The 17,825-nt window shown below is 60.6% G+C and carries 13 protein-coding genes; 5 read left to right on the top strand and 8 right to left on the bottom strand.

Going from position 1 to position 17,825, the window contains the following annotated elements; all coding sequences use genetic code 11:
• Window positions 1-49: 49 nt before the first annotated feature.
• The 4 genes from C9I57_RS28180 to C9I57_RS33430 form a co-directional block, all read right to left on the bottom strand.
• Entirely contained in the window at window positions 50-1,927 is a 1,878-nt protein-coding gene (locus C9I57_RS28180; RefSeq protein ID WP_107153857.1) for a UvrD-helicase domain-containing protein, read from the bottom strand.
• On the bottom strand, window positions 1,924-4,260 hold the full coding sequence (locus tag C9I57_RS28175; protein ID WP_107153903.1) for an ATP-dependent nuclease: 2,337 nt from the start codon (window positions 4,258-4,260) through the stop codon (window positions 1,924-1,926). Before C9I57_RS28175 ends, C9I57_RS28180 begins: the two co-directional genes overlap by 4 nt.
• 631 nt (window positions 4,261-4,891) lie before the next feature.
• A complete protein-coding gene (locus C9I57_RS33435; RefSeq protein WP_258187864.1) occupies window positions 4,892-5,491 on the bottom strand; it encodes a hypothetical protein in 600 nt (199 codons plus the stop codon).
• Window positions 5,412-6,260 carry an ATP-binding protein gene (locus C9I57_RS33430; RefSeq protein ID WP_258187863.1) on the bottom strand — a complete coding sequence of 283 codons (849 nt, stop codon included), beginning with the start codon at window positions 6,258-6,260 and terminating at the stop codon, window positions 5,412-5,414. Before C9I57_RS33430 ends, C9I57_RS33435 begins: the two co-directional genes overlap by 80 nt.
• A gap of 264 nt (window positions 6,261-6,524) precedes the next feature.
• Here C9I57_RS33430 and C9I57_RS28165 point away from each other — a divergent pair, with 264 nt between their 5' ends.
• From C9I57_RS28165 to C9I57_RS28150, 3 genes are all read left to right on the top strand, one after another.
• Complete coding sequence (locus C9I57_RS28165) at window positions 6,525-8,045, top strand: hypothetical protein (RefSeq protein WP_107153856.1); 1,521 nt, start codon at window positions 6,525-6,527, stop codon at window positions 8,043-8,045.
• A gap of 123 nt (window positions 8,046-8,168) precedes the next feature.
• Window positions 8,169-8,924, top strand: coding sequence for a hypothetical protein (locus C9I57_RS32550; protein ID WP_146166279.1), 756 nt, complete (start codon window positions 8,169-8,171; stop codon window positions 8,922-8,924).
• A 21-nt stretch (window positions 8,925-8,945) separates the two neighbouring features.
• Window positions 8,946-10,382, top strand: coding sequence for a hypothetical protein (locus C9I57_RS28150; protein WP_107153853.1), 1,437 nt, complete (start codon window positions 8,946-8,948; stop codon window positions 10,380-10,382).
• A gap of 84 nt (window positions 10,383-10,466) precedes the next feature.
• On the opposite strand, the gene C9I57_RS28145 is transcribed toward C9I57_RS28150, so the two are convergent.
• Window positions 10,467-11,267 carry a hypothetical protein gene (locus C9I57_RS28145; RefSeq protein ID WP_107153852.1) on the bottom strand — a complete coding sequence of 267 codons (801 nt, stop codon included), beginning with the start codon at window positions 11,265-11,267 and terminating at the stop codon, window positions 10,467-10,469.
• A gap of 992 nt (window positions 11,268-12,259) precedes the next feature.
• Between C9I57_RS28145 and C9I57_RS28140 the strand changes: the two genes are divergently transcribed.
• The gene (locus C9I57_RS28140) at window positions 12,260-13,093 is read left to right on the top strand and encodes a DUF932 domain-containing protein (protein ID WP_107153851.1); all 834 of its coding nucleotides are present in this window, start codon (window positions 12,260-12,262) and stop codon (window positions 13,091-13,093) included.
• Between the two features lie 130 nt (window positions 13,094-13,223).
• Window positions 13,224-15,485 (top strand): ParB/RepB/Spo0J family partition protein, encoded by a 2,262-nt coding sequence (locus C9I57_RS28135; protein WP_107153850.1) that lies wholly within the window; start codon window positions 13,224-13,226, stop codon window positions 15,483-15,485.
• 51 nt (window positions 15,486-15,536) lie between these two features.
• Here the strand turns inward: C9I57_RS28135 and C9I57_RS28130 are convergent, their stop codons facing one another.
• The 3 genes from C9I57_RS28130 to C9I57_RS28120 form a co-directional block, all read right to left on the bottom strand.
• Window positions 15,537-16,178, bottom strand: a complete 642-nt coding sequence (locus C9I57_RS28130; RefSeq protein WP_258187862.1) for a hypothetical protein — start codon at window positions 16,176-16,178, stop codon at window positions 15,537-15,539.
• A gap of 82 nt (window positions 16,179-16,260) precedes the next feature.
• Complete coding sequence (locus C9I57_RS28125; protein ID WP_107153848.1) at window positions 16,261-16,968, bottom strand: nucleotide-binding protein; 708 nt, start codon at window positions 16,966-16,968, stop codon at window positions 16,261-16,263.
• Window positions 16,969-16,978: 10 nt separating this feature from the next.
• Window positions 16,979-17,404 (bottom strand): hypothetical protein, encoded by a 426-nt coding sequence (locus C9I57_RS28120; RefSeq protein ID WP_258187861.1) that lies wholly within the window; start codon window positions 17,402-17,404, stop codon window positions 16,979-16,981.
• Window positions 17,405-17,825 lie beyond the last annotated feature (421 nt).

Raw genomic sequence — 17,825 nt, 5'->3', positions numbered from 1 at the left:
GATGACGCGCACCAAGTCCGCGGAATGATTGCTTTTTCGATCGACGGCCTCAGTCCAAATGCTGCACGCCCCAAATAGCGGTCTCGGGAAATAGATTCTGTTCAACGATCGCGGCGCGGGCCACCGCGACATCGGGAACGAAAACCACGACCGCCAAGTCCTTCACCGCACGCGAGCAGCACACATAAAAGAGGCGACGCGTTCGATCAAGTACGGACTCCTCGCCCACGGCTATTTTGGCTTCGTCGGTCTCCGAGAGCGGGACATACCCAAAATACTTTCCATAGGAATATTGCCGGAAGGCAGCTTCATCATCATCAATCACGACCAGAACGCGTTCAAACTGCGCACCTTTCACACCATGGTGAGTCGCGAACGGTGATTCCTCAGTGAAGTAGCGCCGGTAAGCCCAGAGTTCCTCTATACCGCACGCTAGGTACGCCTGAACGTTCTCGAATCCGCTGCTGCCGTCGTCTACCGGCTCGGCAACCAGATGGACGCCAAACCGGTCATCAAGACGAAGCAGCTCGCTATCGCGCACATGTGTAAAGAGGTCTCGAACGGTCGCCTGCGATCCTTCTGCCAATAGCGCAACGAGCCCATCGAGCGCTTGTTGCAACGCGCTGAGAACAGTTGCCGTCGCCTGTCCTCGAAGCCGGTCGGCCTCAAGCTTTGGGCTTTCGCTGCGCAAGATCGACATCACAGTGAACTGGTCCCCGGCTCGCGCCGCGACGACAAGCGGGAGTATGTGCTGAGCAACCGGTCGGAGCGGCCAGGCTGTGCCATCGTTCACCCCCTCACTCAAGCTCATTGGGGCTCTGTCATTGAGCGCCGCGTACAGATTGGGAAAACCTAGCCGGGTAGCGGCCATGCGGTGCACCAGCACGAGCAAGCGTACATCGCCTTCCCGCACATCACTCAGCCACAGGTCGTCCCCAGTTTCGACCGCCAACCACTGCCTGACAGCGATGAGGCGCGCACTGCGCTCCCCGTCCGCCGGTAGGAGAAACAGATTTGAGGAGCCGGCGACGGGCCGTTGGATGCCATCAACGGTCACAGTCCGACCACGCACCTGCTCTAAGCCGTCGCCAGCGGCGCGAATCGCATTGATGACACGAAGTACCGATGTCGGGCAACGGAAGTTCTCGGGTTTTGTGACAACCGCCCAGTCGTCGTTCAACGGGACAGCACCTGCTCCGCTCATATAGATCTTTTGCATAGGGTCTCCGAAGAAACCCACGCAGAGATCGAGATGCTCCCCCGCGATTTGCCGTAGAGCCTCCACCACTTCCGGATTGGTGTCTTGGCTTTCATCGACGAAGATGTAGGGAAAGCGCTTAGCCACAAGTTGCCGCAGCAGCGGATGTAAAGTGACACAGGCCGGGGTGAGCTTAAGGATATCGTCGTGGCCGAGAATGCCCTCCGCGTAGCTGCTGCCATTGCCGTAGACGAACTTTTCGACGCCACCGATCGTACGCAGCTCGGCCTCGAGATCAGCGATCTCCTGTGCGAGGCGCGCCTTCGTTCTCTCCTGCGTCCGGGGCCTGCCGTAGTGTTCACGTCTCTCGGCGATCTTCTCCTCGATGCGGGTGGCGACCCAGGCCGCGATATCGGTATGGAATGGCCGAATGACCGACCACAAGAAACTGTGGATCGTCGAGATGTGGAACAGCGGCGAGACGCCGACGTCGGCCAAAATCTCACCGACAGCGACTTCGGTATATGTGATGCAGGCGATTTGCTGCCCCGCGCGACGCAGAGCAGGACCGCGGGTCTCGGCCAAATGCGCAATAGCCTTGATCAGGGATGTCGTCTTCCCCGACCCCGCACCGGCGACCATGACGAACGAACGCGGCGGCGTCCGATCGAGGCACGCCCGAACATCAATATCGGCTTGCGTGTCGGGGCTACCAATCCGGCTCGTCACGGTGCCACCTCATCGCCAGCGGCATCCGCCTTGGGCTCACGCCCACCTCCCTGCGGCTGCTCCTCGTCTTCATTATCGTCCAGCAACGGCGGCGCGATCTCGGTCTCGAGCCAACGCAGACCCTCGGCGATATACGTCGGGACTGACCAGTTGATCGGATCCTCGGCAAGCAAGGCAAGCGCAAAGTCGGTCTTGCTGAAGCTCTTTGCCTGCACGCGCTTGTGGATACGTTCGGCAAGCGTAGTCAGATCCTTCTCTCCGGCCCTAGCGATGCGGAGCTGAAGCGGCTTGCGGTCCTTGTGCTGGCACCATTTCAGATTTTCGAGCGCGAATGCTTCTTCCAGCGTACGCCCGGCGAGCGCCAAGGTCTCATCGCCCCAAGTGACATCGGTCCGGCACTGATAGGCAACCCGTACCAAGGCGTCATTGTCGTTAGCCCGCGCCTGGGTCTTTTGCTCAGCCGTCGCCTCCCACAGGGCGGCCACCGAGTCACATTTGGGTAGCCATTGGAGCAAGGTCTGATTGGACGTCGCCGCGCCTGGATGACCGGCGATGCACGCCTTGCCAGGCTTTCCCGCCGCCTCCGGCGCATCCTCATCCTCATCGTCCATGTCCTCAGCGTCAGCGTCGAGAGCCGGCGCATTTTCAGCGACCGGCTCCGCTTCTTCCGGCTGCGCATGGGCAGCGTCCTCGCCGTCTTGCGCCAGCGGACCGAACACGCTGTCAAGGTCGGTGATGATCAGCGTCGTCAGACCGAGAAAGTCGATCAACGCCTTGAATCGGTAGCCGAACGCGCCACCGATCTCGAGGACGGTGAGATAGGTCGACTGCAGTCGCGGCGCGGCATTGGCGATCATCTGCGGCAATAGCAGCCGCTCAACATTGCCTTCCACCAGCACTGCGCCGTCAGCGAAAAAGAGATCGCAGTGCGCAAGCTTCAAATAGCGCTCGAGAAAGCTCCGAATGTCTGGGTCGGTGCTGTCGTAGAAAACCGATAGGTTAAGCACATCGGACGTGGGCACGTTCTGTACACGGCTCCGACGAAAATAGCGGATGGGCCGGAACCCTCGTTCGTAAAGAATGTGAGTCGAGTGGGTCGTGACAACGACTTGGCTAGTATTGTGCGTGCGATCCTCGTCCTTCAGCGCGAGGATGTCCATCACTTTGCGGATGAAGGCCTGCTGAAGCTGGGCGTGAAGATGCGCCTCGGGCTCCTCAATGAAAACCAAGTGGATCGGCGGACGGTCGTCTTCGATCGCCAGCCATTGAGCGTGGAGGTCCAGCAACTCGACGACCATGAAGATGAGGTTCTTGAAGCCGAGGCCGTTATAGTGGTCGGGTAAAGTGGGCGGATCGGGATTCCCGTCGTCGGCCCCCAGCGCATAGTGGACAATCGCACCGTCGCGACCGTTCATGATCTTAGCCGGATCGAGCGCCGAGCGGATCACCATCCGCGGGTTCGAAAGACCCGGATAACCGAGCTTCGACAAGCTCTTGAGCGTCGGTTCGAACACCCGCTCAAGATGCTCATTGAGTGAGACTTCGGATGCCGCCAGGGCTCGCAACGCCTCGATATCTTCGCCTTTCTGTTCGAGGTTGCGCCCATAGAAACGACTGAGCACGTGAGAAAGATCCTCTGCACGCGAACCACCGGGGCTGTCCGAGAGATGGCGCTGCGCATTCAAGAAGTCAATACGAAGAAGACCGTTCAAGATCTCACGCCCGCTGCGCTCGCGACCGCTGACAGAGGCCGGATGATAGCCAACTTCTGCGACCATGTTAGCGTCGAACCGTGCGGGGTCCAGTACGAAATGGCGTAGCTCATATTCGTCGTGCAACCTGTCGCGGAGGAACTCCCGCAGATTGTGTGGCGAAGGGTCAAAGACGGGCGCTCCATCGTCATTCTTTGCGACCGCATCGAGCGCGCGCTGACGCACTTCGGCATAGCGCGTCCGCGTCTCCGCGGGATTTCTGGGCACGTAGGCCACGCGCATCCCCACCAGCGTGCTTTCCCAAGCCAAACTGGGCAAAAGATCGATGACGCGATGAACATCATCGGGACCGATTTCGAGCCAGATGTCGATTTCCATCTTGGGCAGGGATGCGTCGCCTTCCTCGCCACTCTCACCGAACGCGACGATTTCAGCCCAAAGCTCCGCGCTGAAGTCGTGAATGTTGAAGCGGCCGACTCCAGTAAACAGCTGGAGCGCGTGACCAACCGATGTCTTGCCGCTGTTGTTGGCACCGACAAAAATCGAGATATCCGACGCAAGGTCGATTACGACGTTGCGTAGCCGCCTGAAATTGCGGACGACCAGCTTCTTCAAATGCATCCTCATCCCCCGTTTATCGGATCATCCACTGGTCCAAAAGGACAACTTTCTCAAGCAGCTACTTCTAAGTAGGACGGAAGCTGCCTCGGGTGAAGCCATTGGCCACGTATCGGACGAGTGCCCCCCCTCACGAAACTCTTCCCGTGCTGAGGCAACAACCGTGAAAGCCAGGTCAACGACATAGCGCTTATGACCGAGATAAAGGACCAACGGCGATGCTCGAATTGATCTTCGTGGGTAACGCGTTCGTTGCAGCGACGAGATCTCTGATCGAACCGACCGAACCTTCGAATGCATCCGTTATGTGACCTAGTTGTACCGACCGTCCTGTCATATCCCGTTCCACCCCTGACACCGCCGACAAGGCAAGTGGAAAAAATGATAGATGATCCGTGACATGACCGGGAAGAAATGCTCGCTCTGTTCTCAATTCATGCATACGGCATAATTCGCCCGATCCTTCGACGCAGGGTGGCCTGGCCAGCCCATGTGTCGGACAATCGAAAGCAAAGCGCAGCCGTGGACTTCGCACATGAACCCAGCCGCGATGATGCCGCACGACACAACTGAGTGACAGGGAACCCACAGCGCGGCGGCGAACATCGCCCAAAGCCGATGGATGGCCTGCCGGTCAGAAGTTGGAGTCGTCCCATTCGGCGACCTCTTTCCCCGTGCGCACGCCACGCGGGATGCTTGGGCCGCGATAGCCGCTGCGCGCGTTGCCAACGTGCATCGCCTGCCTGGGCGCAGGTCGCTCACCGCTCAACGCAATGCCGTTCGCTTCGGCCTGCATGCGGACATAGCCGCGCAGCATCTTCTCGGTATACGTGTAGAGGCCTTGGCGCCCTTCCGGCTGGGCCAGCACCGCGCCGTACGCCGCCCCCTTCAACTTGCGAAGTTGCGACGCAAACCGGCTGCGGTCTAGCGCCTGGCGTCCGTCAGCACGCTTCCCGATTACAACCTGGTAGGACCGGAAAATCCCGTCCAGCGATCGGATCAGGTCCTCGTGGTCGGCCGTCGCCCAGACGAGATCCTCCATTTCCGGATGGTGAACGACAGCCTTTTCATAGGGACGCTTCAACTCACCGGCGGTCGAGAGAATCGCTTCCCCGAGCCCCTGGAGAAAGAAGTCTGAATCGATCTGTGAGACCTCATTGCCGGACGCAAAGGCGCTCCACAAGATCTTTTCTGTGATGAGGTGAACGTAGTACGGGAAGCCGTCGCTCACCATGAGCAATACGCCAGTTGACGTCGTTGTCGAGTTCGATCTCGAACGCGTCGGCAGCAGCCTGAACGATCTCGCGGCGAGCGTCACAGCCCAGGCGTGGCAACTCGACCTGCTCCAACTGGCGGTAGGAGGACTGATGCGCGCCGAGCAGCTCGTCGAGGGACTTTCCGATCCCCGTGAAAATGAACTTGATGTTGACGGACCGATCCCCCATCTGTTTGAGCAGCGCGGCAAACTTGTTGCGCTCGCCGGCATCCAGGATTGCGTCGAACTCGTCGATCACGACCGCCGTGTTTCCCTTGCGCTTCTCGGCGACCTCTTCCAGCAGTGCGACCGCATCGCCGATGGATCGGATCCGGTCGGCAATGTCCACCGCACTGGTTTCCGTGCCGGCGGACATCTTCACCCGGGCCATGTCGATGGACGCCGAGCGGGTCGTTTTGATGCTCTCCGTTCGTGGTTGCCGAAGCGCCTGGGTCACGATGTTGGCGATCACAGTGCTAAACGTGTCGTCGGGCGATCCCGAGACGAACACTGGGGACGCGTTGGCGCTCTGGTATTGAACCGCAGCCGTCTGCCCGAGTGAACTCTTGCCCACGCCTCGGTCGCCGTAGATGAAGACATGCCGGCCTGGGGCATACAGGCTCTGCTTGATCGTTTCAAGCTCCTTGTCGCGCCCCTTCAGATACTCGATGCTGTGGATCGGTCGCGACGCCGACAACACGGCGCCCAGTTTCGTTCCAAACTCGTCTTCGGTGTAGCCTCGGATCACCGCGCCTCCGTTTCTCAACCAGGCAGCCCCGACGATCGGTTGCGCCTCTGGCGTCCGATTATGGCACTTCGCCAAGACGCCCTCCAACGAACCAACGTGGCCGGCGTTCCTGTTATAGTGTGCCCAGGCTGTCGTCGCCTGCCGCACGCGCCCTTCGGGGCATGACGAAGACGATTTGTCAACGCGCCTACCCCATTCCATAGTCCTTGTTTTCGATGGGCGGTCCGCAAAGCGTGCACCGGATTTGCCGCCCAGGAGAAAGCAATGGATACGCAGCAGTTGAAGCTGCTGGCCGGGCTCGTCCGCGGCCTTTTGCAGCCCGCGCACCCGTCCGTCGGTCATGGCCAGGCGCTCGATCTCATCGCAGCGCTGCCCGGGCTTCGTAACTGGCCCGAGGTGATGGCGTTCCCCGAGCGCGTCACCGCCACCGAGCTGGACACCACCTCTGCCGGCCGCCTGGCGTTCCGCCTGAAGAAGCGCTTCGCGGTCGATATGTCGCCGCAGGAGTTGCTCGTCGCCCTGTCGCCGTCCGGTGCGGTCGTCGCCCGCAGTGGGCCGCAGATCTGGCCGACCGGCCCCGTGCCGGGCGTCTACGTCACGACCTCCTCGGACGCGATCGGCGCCCTGCTAGAGGCGTACGAGGACGCCACCGACGGCGCGCCAGTCTACGCCGAGAGCGCCGGCAACGGATGGTCCGGCAGCATCGACCTGGGCGACTACGGGTTGTGGTCGTCGGGTCTCGACCGGGTGCCCAGCGGCACGCTGCTGGTCGTCGGGCCGCTCAAGCTCGACCAGCAGTCGTGGAACGACGCGGGCGAGCGCCTCGAAATGGCCTGCAACCACGCACTGAACTCCGGGCATCGCATCGCGGTTCTTCTCGACACCCCGACGCCGGAAACCATCAACGAGGACGTTCAGTTGATCGTAACGTCACGGCCCAACCATACGGACCACGATACCGCGTTGATCGGCGTCGTCACGGACGCGGGAGAACTCGAAGCGGTCGCGCCGTTCGCCCGTCCATGGCCACGCATCGAGCTGGTGCCAACCGCGGCCACTATGGACACATTCCCAGCCTCGGTGGTTGGTCCGCTGCGCGACGCCTTGACGGGCAGGACGAGCGGCCTTGTGCTGTTCGGCTCGGGCACCATCGAGGACCACGCTGCGATTAACTTAGTAGCGGCGTCGCTCGCCCTGACCGAGCACGCGGGCCCTGCTGTCCGTGTCATGCCCCGGCACCGCTCCACCCCGTCGAAGGACTGGGACGTGCCGGAAGCCATCCGGGCGTTGCCTTACCTGCCGTCGATCGAAAGCGCCTACGCCCAGGGGTATCGTCGGATCGTCTACACGCCGAGCTACACCCATTCGGACCGGCTGCTCGAGGCCAGCAAGGACGCGTTGCTCATCAGCGGGGCCTACGGAAGCGATCTCTCGCAGGTGTTCATGGCCTCCGCGCGCTACGGTAACGCCAAGGAGCAGGAAAGCCTGTTGAGCCGCATCATCGCCATCGCGGCCATAGTCGACATCCTGACGAGCGGCGGCACCGCCTCAGTCGCCGATCTCTACATCGCCAACGGGCACGACGGCGGGGCGCTCAATCAGTCCAAGGAGGTCGACGAGTTTCTGACAGCCCACCGCCTAGTGCGCTGGGAGGACGAGCTGGCCCGCTTGCTCGATGCCGGGAAGGTCACACATGAGGCCGTTAAGGAAGCGTTCCCGCGCAGCCATGGGATCGAGGCCTTCCTGATGAAGCACGCGGCCACCCGCGGGGGCCAAGCGGCGTAAGCCCCACGAGGCGCCGGCCTTGCGACCGGCGCCTCTTCGTTATGAGCAGAGAAACGCCATCGATAGCGCCTGATTTCTCAATCGCCGCCTGGATGTCATCCTTCGTCAACGGATCAACTAGCCATGCAATTCGAACATACAGGATTCTTTGATCTGATAGCCGACGCGCTGTTTCACTATCGCGAGGCTTCCGCCTGCCGCGACGCTAAAGACCTCCACGCCTCCTATCGAGCCAATCGGCACGCGCGGACATCGATCTTGGCCAGTATTTTTAGCGTCGAATGCGCGGCAAACTGTCTCATAGAAGCACTCGATGTCAGCAAGCCGCTGAAACAGGAAATCGACAAGCTCAACGTACTCGCGAAATTTGATCTGTACGCCGTTAGGACGGATTCCGCGCAGGTTGACCGGAGCGACGCGCGATGCGGGAGGATTGTCGAACTTGTCCAAGCCCGAAACGCGTTCGTCCATCCCCGCAGGAAGCGAACAAAGCTCGAGGTCGAGGGCCTGGCAGAGACCGAGGCGGATCATATGATCGGCGTCAGCATCGAGGGCGAACTTTACCCGGCGCTCGGGATACCCATATGGCCGGTATTCTGGATCGACAGCAGCGCGGAAAAAGCCCTGACGGCCAGTTGCGATTTCCTCTCTTGGTACTTCACCGATCTTTTGAAATGGGAACCTGCACGCGTGTTCGGGCTGCTCGCCTCACGGATGGTTGTGGGTGACCATGAAGTAGGGGCGGTGTTTGAGGAAATCTATGACGAAATTCGGACCGTAGGCAGAAAATTCAACTTTGCTTACCTGCACGTTCCAGAAGCACTGGAGCCTGCAAGGCGTGAGACGTTGTATCGCCGGGTGCCGAAATTCGACGAATAACCGTCGGACCTGAGGGGAGAAATGAAAGCAGATTTGCATCAACTAGCGTTGAATCCGGATGACGGGGACATCGAGGCGATTGTTGACCATCTCGAGTCGTCGGTCCTCGGCACATATCACCGCAACCATTCGCTCATTAGGCTAGCCCGCGACTCTTTCTGGCATCCAGAAAGCGAGCACACAGTCGCGCAACTCGGAGTGTTTGTTCACGAGTACTTTCACTTTCTTCACAACTTCTCAACCGTCGTGGGACTGTACGACTTCTTCGTCCAGCTTAGGCTGCTCAGACCGTTCTGCAATACGGTAGGTAGCGATGGACGGTCTGTCGGTAGCGACTGCCTGAACGATGAGCTGCGCGACGAGGTCGCGAATTTGTATCAGTGGCTGCAGCACCTTCGCGGAGGTGGGCTGTCGGAACGCGTCGCCAAAACGATCAACGGAAGAAAGATCCATCCACGGCTACTATCATTTCGGCGGGTGGTAGATCGCCTTAAGTTGACGTCTCAACTGATTCCATGTACCGGCGTCTTCGCAGTTTTCGATGCCGCAGACCTGCCGCTCAACACCGCGTCTTTCGAAGTCTCGATCGGAAGCACGGTCTTGATGGAAGGATGCGCGTGCGAGGTTGAATGCATGCTGGCCGAGCGCTTCGGCGGATCCGCTGAAGCGGTGCGACAACGCACACCCGTTTATCCGTATCTGACAGCCCGCGCGATATTTGAAGCTGTCGCTGATCTCCGACCATCGAGCAAGTTTATGGCAGCGATCTGCGTGCTTGCACTGCAGTCGACGGACCCGGGAGCTACGCTGCTGGAAATCGCGGAAGCGGTAAGCCGCGTGCCGAAGCCGCTGGATGAGGACAGCTTACTGCAGGTGTTCATCGCTAACACGGATTCGTTTTTTAGACAAGCGATTCACCATATTCTGTCAGAGAGCCTACCGGCTGAATTGGACCAGTTTGCATCGCGTGGACATGCTGGCAAAGGCTTTCGCCACATGGAGCAGTGGTGCCGGGCTCTGTTGACAACGCGTACAAACGACAGGTTGTTCGAGATTGCAGCAGTTGATCGGATGCCCGACATTGAACCAATCGCGGAGATGCTGAAAACGCTGCCGGTGTGCCCGGTCATACAGGTGATTGACGCGGCGGACAACATCGAAGAGCTGTTGTTCTTTTCCGAGCTCGAGCCCGCGGATGGCTACATCAGCGAAATTGCAGGCGCTCAGTCGCTTCTGCACTTCTCGCACGCCCACCTGCGAGTCGACGGGACCATTGCGGAGGCGTCCGATGCAACTCGATGCTCCTGTTATTACGTCGACGTGTGCAAGGCCCCCCTCGCAATGGAAAATTCGCCGCTCTGTCGCTCCACTCCGTGGGAATCGTTTTCCCCCACCAACATCCATGGATGCTGGTATGCGCAAGGTGTTATCGCGGGCCGCGGGAGGCGAACCGCCTAAACCCGCATCGAACTCGATATCAGAGCGCCCGTCAGGTCCGCACGGCACGGAGCATGAGCATGGGTTACGGATGCCGATCGTCTCCTACGGAAGGTGGTCAGCATAGTTCGATGGTAAGCGGTCGGCCACCGGGGGATCGGAAGTAGCGGCGTCGAGGAGCTGGTTTTCACCGGCAGGACCAAGGAGCTCGTCTTCACCAACAGCACCAATTCGCCCCTTCAGCCAGTACACCCCGGCCATCTTCCTTTTCAGGACAGGGTCATAGTCGTTCTGCCGCATGTTGACCAGATCGTGGTTGACGAGTATGGACAGCCCCCGGGCCACCGAGGCGCGGCTCATGTGCAACGTGTCGGTCAGTTTCGTGTAGCTTACCCTCGCCTGCAGTGTCTTCCTGTCGCGGATCGAGGCAAGGTAGACGTATAGCTGCAGCGCGTGCAGTGTGGTAACCGAGCGGTTGGTCATGTCGACAAGTTTTTGCAGCGTTCCTGAGGCCCGAGACACCGCGAGATGCTGGTGGGGCAATCGGGTCCAGTAGCCGATGTCCTCATAGCGCACGAGCCGATAGATGCTGGGGCGTACCTGTAGCCGTTCAATGAGCTCGAGCCGGACCAGCAGGCTCAGCCCGGCCACCACCATAGGTCTCGACAGACCGAGGAACGCGCTCCATTCCGAAAGTGTGGCCGCAACGCTCCCAGTCCGAGGCAACCGATCGGTCGGCTTTCGATTGGCGTTCGCGCACAGGCCGAGATAGAGCTTCAGTGCCGCGATCGCATCGCCGGCCGGCGCATCTGCCAGCGCCTCGTGAATCTCTGGTCTGCTAGCCCACCAGGTCGGCATCCTGACCCATTGCAGGTCGCGATTCGGCTGCTTAATCCGGCCGCTCATCTGGACCGACTCCTGGCGAGAAGAGCACCGAGCCAGATCGCGCCGAGCGAAGTGAGCCCGAGGAAACATATGGCCAGATTGACCGGTGACATGGAACCAATGGCATGAAGCAGTTCGAGCAACGCCTGGAAGGAAACTGTCATGGCTGAACCCGGAAAGTAAGTTTTCAGGCATTTTGCCAGACGACGCATCGTTTATCTAGAAACAGTATTTTCACTAGAAAATGAAAACTCCTTATCTTTCACCACGATACATCACCATATCAGCCCGAACTACGGTAAATGAGCGATCACGAATGTGATCCTGCCCACGCCCGCCTGCTCGCTGTGCCTCGGGCTGCACATGTGCGAAGCTGCTCCCAACGGAAGAAACAAAGCTTGGCGAGTGGAGCCGCAACGGGGAACTGCACAACATAGTTAACCGCATTGTCGACGCGCATGACGCGCACGAACAACCCATCGCGGCCACCTTGGCCCAAGTTGCCATCTACCTCATAGTTCACGGCCGCACGCTCGAGCCGTTACTACTCGGTCCGCGGGCGCTTCCGACCTAATCACGAGCGGTCTTCAGTCCATAGTCCATCCGCAGAATCTTTTGCCGCCTCTCTCCGCCACCGAGCATCGGTCGCAGCACAGCATGTCGCGCTGCAGCTTTACATGAAGCCCGAACCCGCTTGAACACGCAACCGCGCCCCTGCCCGGTCAACCCTGGGCACGGCATGCACCCGACTCCAGGTTCCCGCCCTTGACCCGCGACCGTAGCCGATAGCGGGCAGGCATCAAGGGGCGAGGGACCGTGTTGCCCGCACCCCTCCCTCGCCTTATTCCTTGACGCCTGCCCGCTATCGGCTCCTCCAGTCGCACGGGCGGTAACCCGGGAGCCTGGCGGCAGCAAAGCCAACCCCGAGTTCCACCGGGAGGTGTCCGGCCGCAACGGCAAGTCACATCCCTTCGCCCGATTCAGGTCTTCAACCTTGACTGCGGAGAATTGCCATGCAACTCGCTTCCTCTTTCCGTTACGGCTCCCCGATGCTGCGCGCTGACTCGCCCCTCTCGGACGATCAGATTCGGCGCGTTGCCCCCTCCATCTTCGCGGACGGCAAGCATGAAAGCCGTTCGGAGCGCTACACCTACATTCCCACCATCGAGGTTCTGCGCGGCCTACGCAAAGAAGGCTTTCAGCCATTCATGATCTGCCAAACCCGCGTGCGCGATGAGGGCAAGCGTGAATTCACCAAGCATATGCTCCGGCTGCGCCATGCCGATCAAATCACCGGTGCGGAAGCCGATGAAATCGTGATGCTGAACTCGCACGACGGCACGAGCAGCTATCAAATGCTCGCCGGCACATTTCGGTTTGTGTGCCAAAACGGCATGGTCGCGGGCGACAACATCGCCGATATCCGAGTGCCACACAAAGGGAACGTCGTTCAGAACGTGATCAACGGCGCGTTCGACGTACTCGACGGCTTCGACCTGATCCGCGAGCAGAAGGACGGCATGCGCGTCGTGACGCTCGACCGCGACGAACAACACGCGTTCGCCCGCTCCGCCCTCGCATTGCGCTACGACCCGACCGACGCCGAAGCACCCGCCCCCATCACCGACAGCCAACTGCTCGCCCCGCGCCGCTTCGAGGATCGCCGCGACGACCTATGGACCGTCTTCAACCGCGTGCAGGAAAACCTCACGAAGGGTGGCCTGCATGGACGCGCGCGCTCAGGCCGCTCCATGTCGACGCGTCCCATCACCGGCATCGACCAGAACGTGAAGCTCAACCGCGCTCTGTGGATGCTCGCCGACGCCATGCGCCAGATGAAGGCGTAACGACTTCGGGGCGGCGCACCCACGCCGCCCCGGCTCTCAGCCTTTGCGCCAGAACGCCCGTCGGGTCACGTTCTGACGCATTCGCACCGCACTGGCCCGGCACCCTCTTTTCAACTTTCTGGAGCAGATCATGCGAGCCCAAAGTGTCGAAACCGTCAGCGCCGCCGCTGACGCCGCTGAATCCGCAACCGTGCTCGAAACGAACTTCGGCGGGGAGCAACCAGTCGTGACCGTGCCGTATTCGAGCCTGCGGCGGTCGCCGCTGAATGTCCGCACGAAACCCCTCGCCGGAATCCCCGGACTCGCCGCCAACATCCGCGCGAAAGGGTTGCTGCAAAACCTCGTGGTCCACGAAATCAAAGGCTCGCGCGGGAAACACCGCAAATACGGCGTCTGCGCAGGCCAGCGCCGGGAAGCCGCGCTCGACCTGCTGTTCGAGCAAAAGCATATCTCCACCGACTATCCGGTACCCGTGCGGATCGTTAGCGAAGGCGAAGCGCTGGCAATTTCACTGATCGAAAACAGTGAGCGCGAGGGACTGGATCCGTTCGACGTGTTGCGTGCCTACCGGCTGCTGGCCGCGGAAGGCCGCAGCGTCGATTACATCGCCGCACTCTTTTCAGCGTCGCCAATCACGGTCAAACGGCGCATGAAGCTTTCCAACGTTTCGCCCAAGCTGCTCGCACTGCTACGCGAGGACGCGATCACGCTCGACCAACTGGCCGCGCTCGCCCTCGCTGACGATCACGAAACGCAGGAACGCCTATGGTTCGAAGCAAACGAGTGGCAGCGTCAGCCGCACTATTTGCGCCAAGCAATCACGCGCGCCGAGATTGACGCGAGCCGAAGCCGTCTCGTGCGTTTCGTTGGCCTCGCCGCCTACGAAGCAGCAGGTGGCTATGTGCGTCGCGACCTGTTCAGTGACGACGAAAACGCGGGCTACATTGCCGACGCCGACCTTCTGCAACGCTTGGTTGCGCAGAAGCTCGACACAGCCGCCGAGGAAGTTCGCGCCGAAGGCTGGGGCTGGGTCGAAACGCGTGTGGAGCGTGACCTGCTGGAACTGAACCGCTACGGAAAACTTCAGCCCATCCAACGCCCGTACACCGAGGACGAGCAGCGCGAAATCGATGCACTTACTGCGCAGCGCGATGAACTCACCGAAAAGCTCGACGCATTGTCGGAGGACGATGAAAACGCCTACGAAGAAGCGGAACGCCTCGACCTGGAAATCGAGCGAACGAGTGCCGCAATCACGGCGCTTGAGGGCCACGCCGTCCTGTGGGATACGTCACAGATGGCCGAGGCTGGCGCATACGTGATCGTCGGCCCACAAGGCGAACTCACCGTTGAACGAGGGCTCGTGCGGCGCGAGAGCAGCGCGGCGTTGGACGCGGCAGGTGCGACCGTCACCGGTGTGCCCGCAGCCGACGCCCCCGACAGAGCGGACACGCAGGCTCCAAAGGCCAAACCCGTCCACAGTTCGAAGCTCTGCCAGCGACTGACCGCGCATCGCGCCGCCGCCATCCATGCCGAACTGGTCGCGCAACCGGTTGTCGCGCTCGCAGCGCTGCTGCGACAACTGATCCCGCAGGCGCTACCCGAGCACTATGGCTATACGTCCGCGCCGGACTATCTGACACTGTCCGGAGAAAACAATCACGACCGGCTGCTGCGTGCGGCAGATGACCTGCCCGAGAGTCAAGGATGGAACGCTATCGAAGCGCAGCGCGCACGATGGGTCGAGAAACTGCCGGCGAAACGATCGGACCTGCTCCCCTGGTTGATCCAGCAAGACCCCGGCACGACGTTGCTCGATCTGCTCGCGTTCTGCACCGGGACGCTGCTCGACGGTATCGCGGGCGAAGAAAAGCCGCTTGCCATCAATGCGCTCGCGGATGCGCTGAACCTCGATATGACCAAGTACTGGAAGGCAAACCGCGTCACGTATTTCGACCATGTCAGCAAGGCTCGCATCGCCGAGGTCGTGTCCGCCGCTGTGTCACCAAAGGTGGCCGCTGATCTCGCGAAGATGAAAAAGGCTGACGCCGCTGCTGCCGCAGAACTTCGCCTCGCCAACGTCGCATGGCTCCCGGAAATCCTCACCGATCGCGACACGCCGACTATGCCGTCGTGGGCTGTCAGCGAGGACGCTGAGGATGAGGATGAGGATGAGGATGAGGACGACGCCGGTACCGGGGAAGGCGGCAGGAAGGCAGAGAGCGACGAGGACGCCGATGCTGAGGCGGACTGTGGCAACGGCGAGAAGCACGTCAACAACACGCCTCGCTCCCCGGAAGCGCCTTCTGCTACCAACACTCAACAGCCGCCGTGGCCCTTCCCAACTGCCACTACGCTGAACTCGTCGCAAGCTGACTCGCGCACCGCGTAGCGTGGTGGACCCTTGCGCCCGACAGCGCGACACATCAGACGGCAGCGCCCTTTATGGCCTGCCGTCTGCCTGCCGTACCTGCACTGCACGACAGTCCGCGCCTACCAAATGGCCCCCGATCCACCAACCTGCGCCCCCGCCGGCAATAACTAGCAGACAGAACGCGGCACCGCCAAACACCATCGTGCGATGGATCGAACGGGCGAAGCCCTTTTCCATTCGCCTCGCCATCGCCTCCACCCGCGCCGCCGACGCCTCGACTGTCCGTTCGAATGTGAGAATGGTGTCGTCCAATCGCTTACGCTGCTCGCGTGCCGAAGTCGCCGCGGCACCGATCAGCCGGTTACCTGTCACGCGCGAGACCCGATTCGTCATGCGCTCGATCAAGGCCGTCATCGCCGTCTCATTTACGCTCGCCAGCGCTGCCCGATACCGGGCCTCATGTTCCTGTATCAGGTTTTCAGCCAATTGGATCGTCGCCTTACATCGCTCCAGCGCATCTTGATGTTGCTGCATCAATGTATCGGTCGCGCCGCCGACCTCCCGACGAGCCGCTTCGAGGCTTCCCTCGCTTGCCCATCGGATGCGTTCGGGCATTGCCTCATACAGCCGTGCGTAGTATTCGAGCACAGCTATCATCGCCCATAGCGCGTCGTTATCTCGTAGATTTAGAGCACCCGACACCCGGCGCATGCGAGCCAGGCTGGCCTCGTCCGGAACGTCGCCCGATACCTCGCGAAATAGGCGGATGAGCGGATCGACGGGCCCTGCCCCCCTATTCCTCACGATCTGGCCCGTCGGTGCCAATCACCTTGGCGAACATCGCGTCGCACAACTCACGCCAGCGAAACAGCTCCGCTCGCTGCCCGATTTGCATCGTCTCGGCCGCCTTGCGGATCGAGATGCGTTGACTGCGCAACTCGTCGGCTACCCGATCCGCCAGGTCAGGAAAATCAAGCGATCGGCCCTTCGTCTCGATTGACTTACGAAGCTGCGATTCCTGATACAGCGCGAACTTGTCAGGCGTGCCGAAGTAACCGTTGCGAACCACGTGCGTCACTGTATCGGGGAATGTCTGACCGAAGATGTGCAGCAACTCCAAACTGTCGCGCTGCCTGTTAATCACCCATAGCACGACGAGTTGTCGCTCCAGTTCTTCGAGCGTCCGGGCTAGTGTGCCGCCATATCGGGCCACGCCCGTCTGATTGCGCGCCGCCGTATTCACCATCACGGCGGCGCCCCTGTGCGTATCGCAAAAGTTGACGAAGCCGATCCAGCCATCCGCATCGTCGAGGTCATACGCCGCGCATTTCATCTCATCTCGAAGCGCTTTCATGACATCCGGATTGGACGTGTCCGTTTCGACCAGAACGGCATGGGTGTCTCGCCGTTGCAGGTGATCTGCGAGTGCGAGCGTCACCATGCTTTTGCCTACGCCGCCCTTGCTGCCGCCGACCAGATATATGGGTTGGGTCGTGTCCATGCTCAACCTCCTACAGGTTTTCGATATCAGGTCTGATCTCAAACGAGAACGCGTCCTGTATCTGCATCGATCCCGGCTGACTTACGCCCCTTTCCTTTTGTTGTCGTGTTTCGTCACGCGCATTGCCTGCGCGCTTTTCCGCTTTCTTTCGACCGGACGGCGGTTCTCCTCTACTCTTGCGTCGTGTATCCGTTGCTTGCGGGTCCGCATCGACAGGTGCGGGACGATACAGCGCATATTTGATCGCGCCGATAGTGACGTCGATTCCTTTCCGCTCGGCCTCCTGGACGATCTCTTCGAGCGTGTAGCCCTTCGCCTGCGTCGCTGCGATCTGCACGCGCTTCTCTTTCATTGCGTCGCTGACCGTGACGCGCTGCTCGTTCCGCGGTTTTTCCGGCAATGCTTCCAGCGCACGGAAAAATTCGTCCCACGCCACTCGCGTATAGCTCTTTGCACCCCGCACGATTCACTCCCATACGTCACCTTCGAGATCATCATGCGAATCAATAAAAGGCACGTCAATACCATGTCCGCCACGCAGTCAGCACTTTAGGAAGCGCTTGGAAGACGTCGGAAGTAGACGGAACCAGAAAAATATTTTTGTCGACCTTTGCAAGTGAACAACTTCGAAGATCGAGGCGCGCAGAATGGAACGGGTGACTCCCCAAACCGCCACAGGGTGGTCGGCAAACCGCAGGCACCGCAAGCCGCGAACTACGGTCACAGAACAGTAAGCACCCGGTGAAGGCATCCTGGGCCCAAGGTGCGGGCAATCAAGCCGCAGCAGGCGCCCAACGATGCGGTAGAAGCGCGGCGATGTCGTCGGCTCGATGGGTGGGCAATCGATTGAGCACGTC

This window comes from Trinickia symbiotica (assembly GCF_003028655.1).
In the GTDB taxonomy this organism is placed as follows: Bacteria; Pseudomonadota; Gammaproteobacteria; order Burkholderiales; family Burkholderiaceae; genus Trinickia; species Trinickia symbiotica_A.
Note: the sequence above shows the minus strand (reverse complement) of the source record. Positions and strands in the feature narration are given on the sequence as shown.

What these genes read in the sequence shown, in the direction of transcription:
- C9I57_RS28175 (WP_107153903.1), bottom strand. Translation starts at nt 4,260, where the DNA reads ATGCATTTGAAGAAGCTGGTCGTCCGCAATTTCAGGCGGCTACGCAAC.
- C9I57_RS33435 (WP_258187864.1), bottom strand. Translation starts at nt 5,491, where the DNA reads ATGGTGAGCGACGGCTTCCCGTACTACGTTCACCTCATCACAGAAAAG.
- C9I57_RS28165 (WP_107153856.1), top strand. Translation starts at nt 6,525, where the DNA reads ATGGATACGCAGCAGTTGAAGCTGCTGGCCGGGCTCGTCCGCGGCCTT.
- C9I57_RS32550 (WP_146166279.1), top strand. Translation starts at nt 8,169, where the DNA reads ATGCAATTCGAACATACAGGATTCTTTGATCTGATAGCCGACGCGCTG.
- C9I57_RS28150 (WP_107153853.1), top strand. Translation starts at nt 8,946, where the DNA reads ATGAAAGCAGATTTGCATCAACTAGCGTTGAATCCGGATGACGGGGAC.
- C9I57_RS28145 (WP_107153852.1), bottom strand. Translation starts at nt 11,267, where the DNA reads ATGAGCGGCCGGATTAAGCAGCCGAATCGCGACCTGCAATGGGTCAGG.
- C9I57_RS28140 (WP_107153851.1), top strand. Translation starts at nt 12,260, where the DNA reads ATGCAACTCGCTTCCTCTTTCCGTTACGGCTCCCCGATGCTGCGCGCT.
- C9I57_RS28135 (WP_107153850.1), top strand. Translation starts at nt 13,224, where the DNA reads ATGCGAGCCCAAAGTGTCGAAACCGTCAGCGCCGCCGCTGACGCCGCT.
- C9I57_RS28130 (WP_258187862.1), bottom strand. Translation starts at nt 16,178, where the DNA reads ATGCGCCGGGTGTCGGGTGCTCTAAATCTACGAGATAACGACGCGCTA.
- C9I57_RS28125 (WP_107153848.1), bottom strand. Translation starts at nt 16,968, where the DNA reads ATGGACACGACCCAACCCATATATCTGGTCGGCGGCAGCAAGGGCGGC.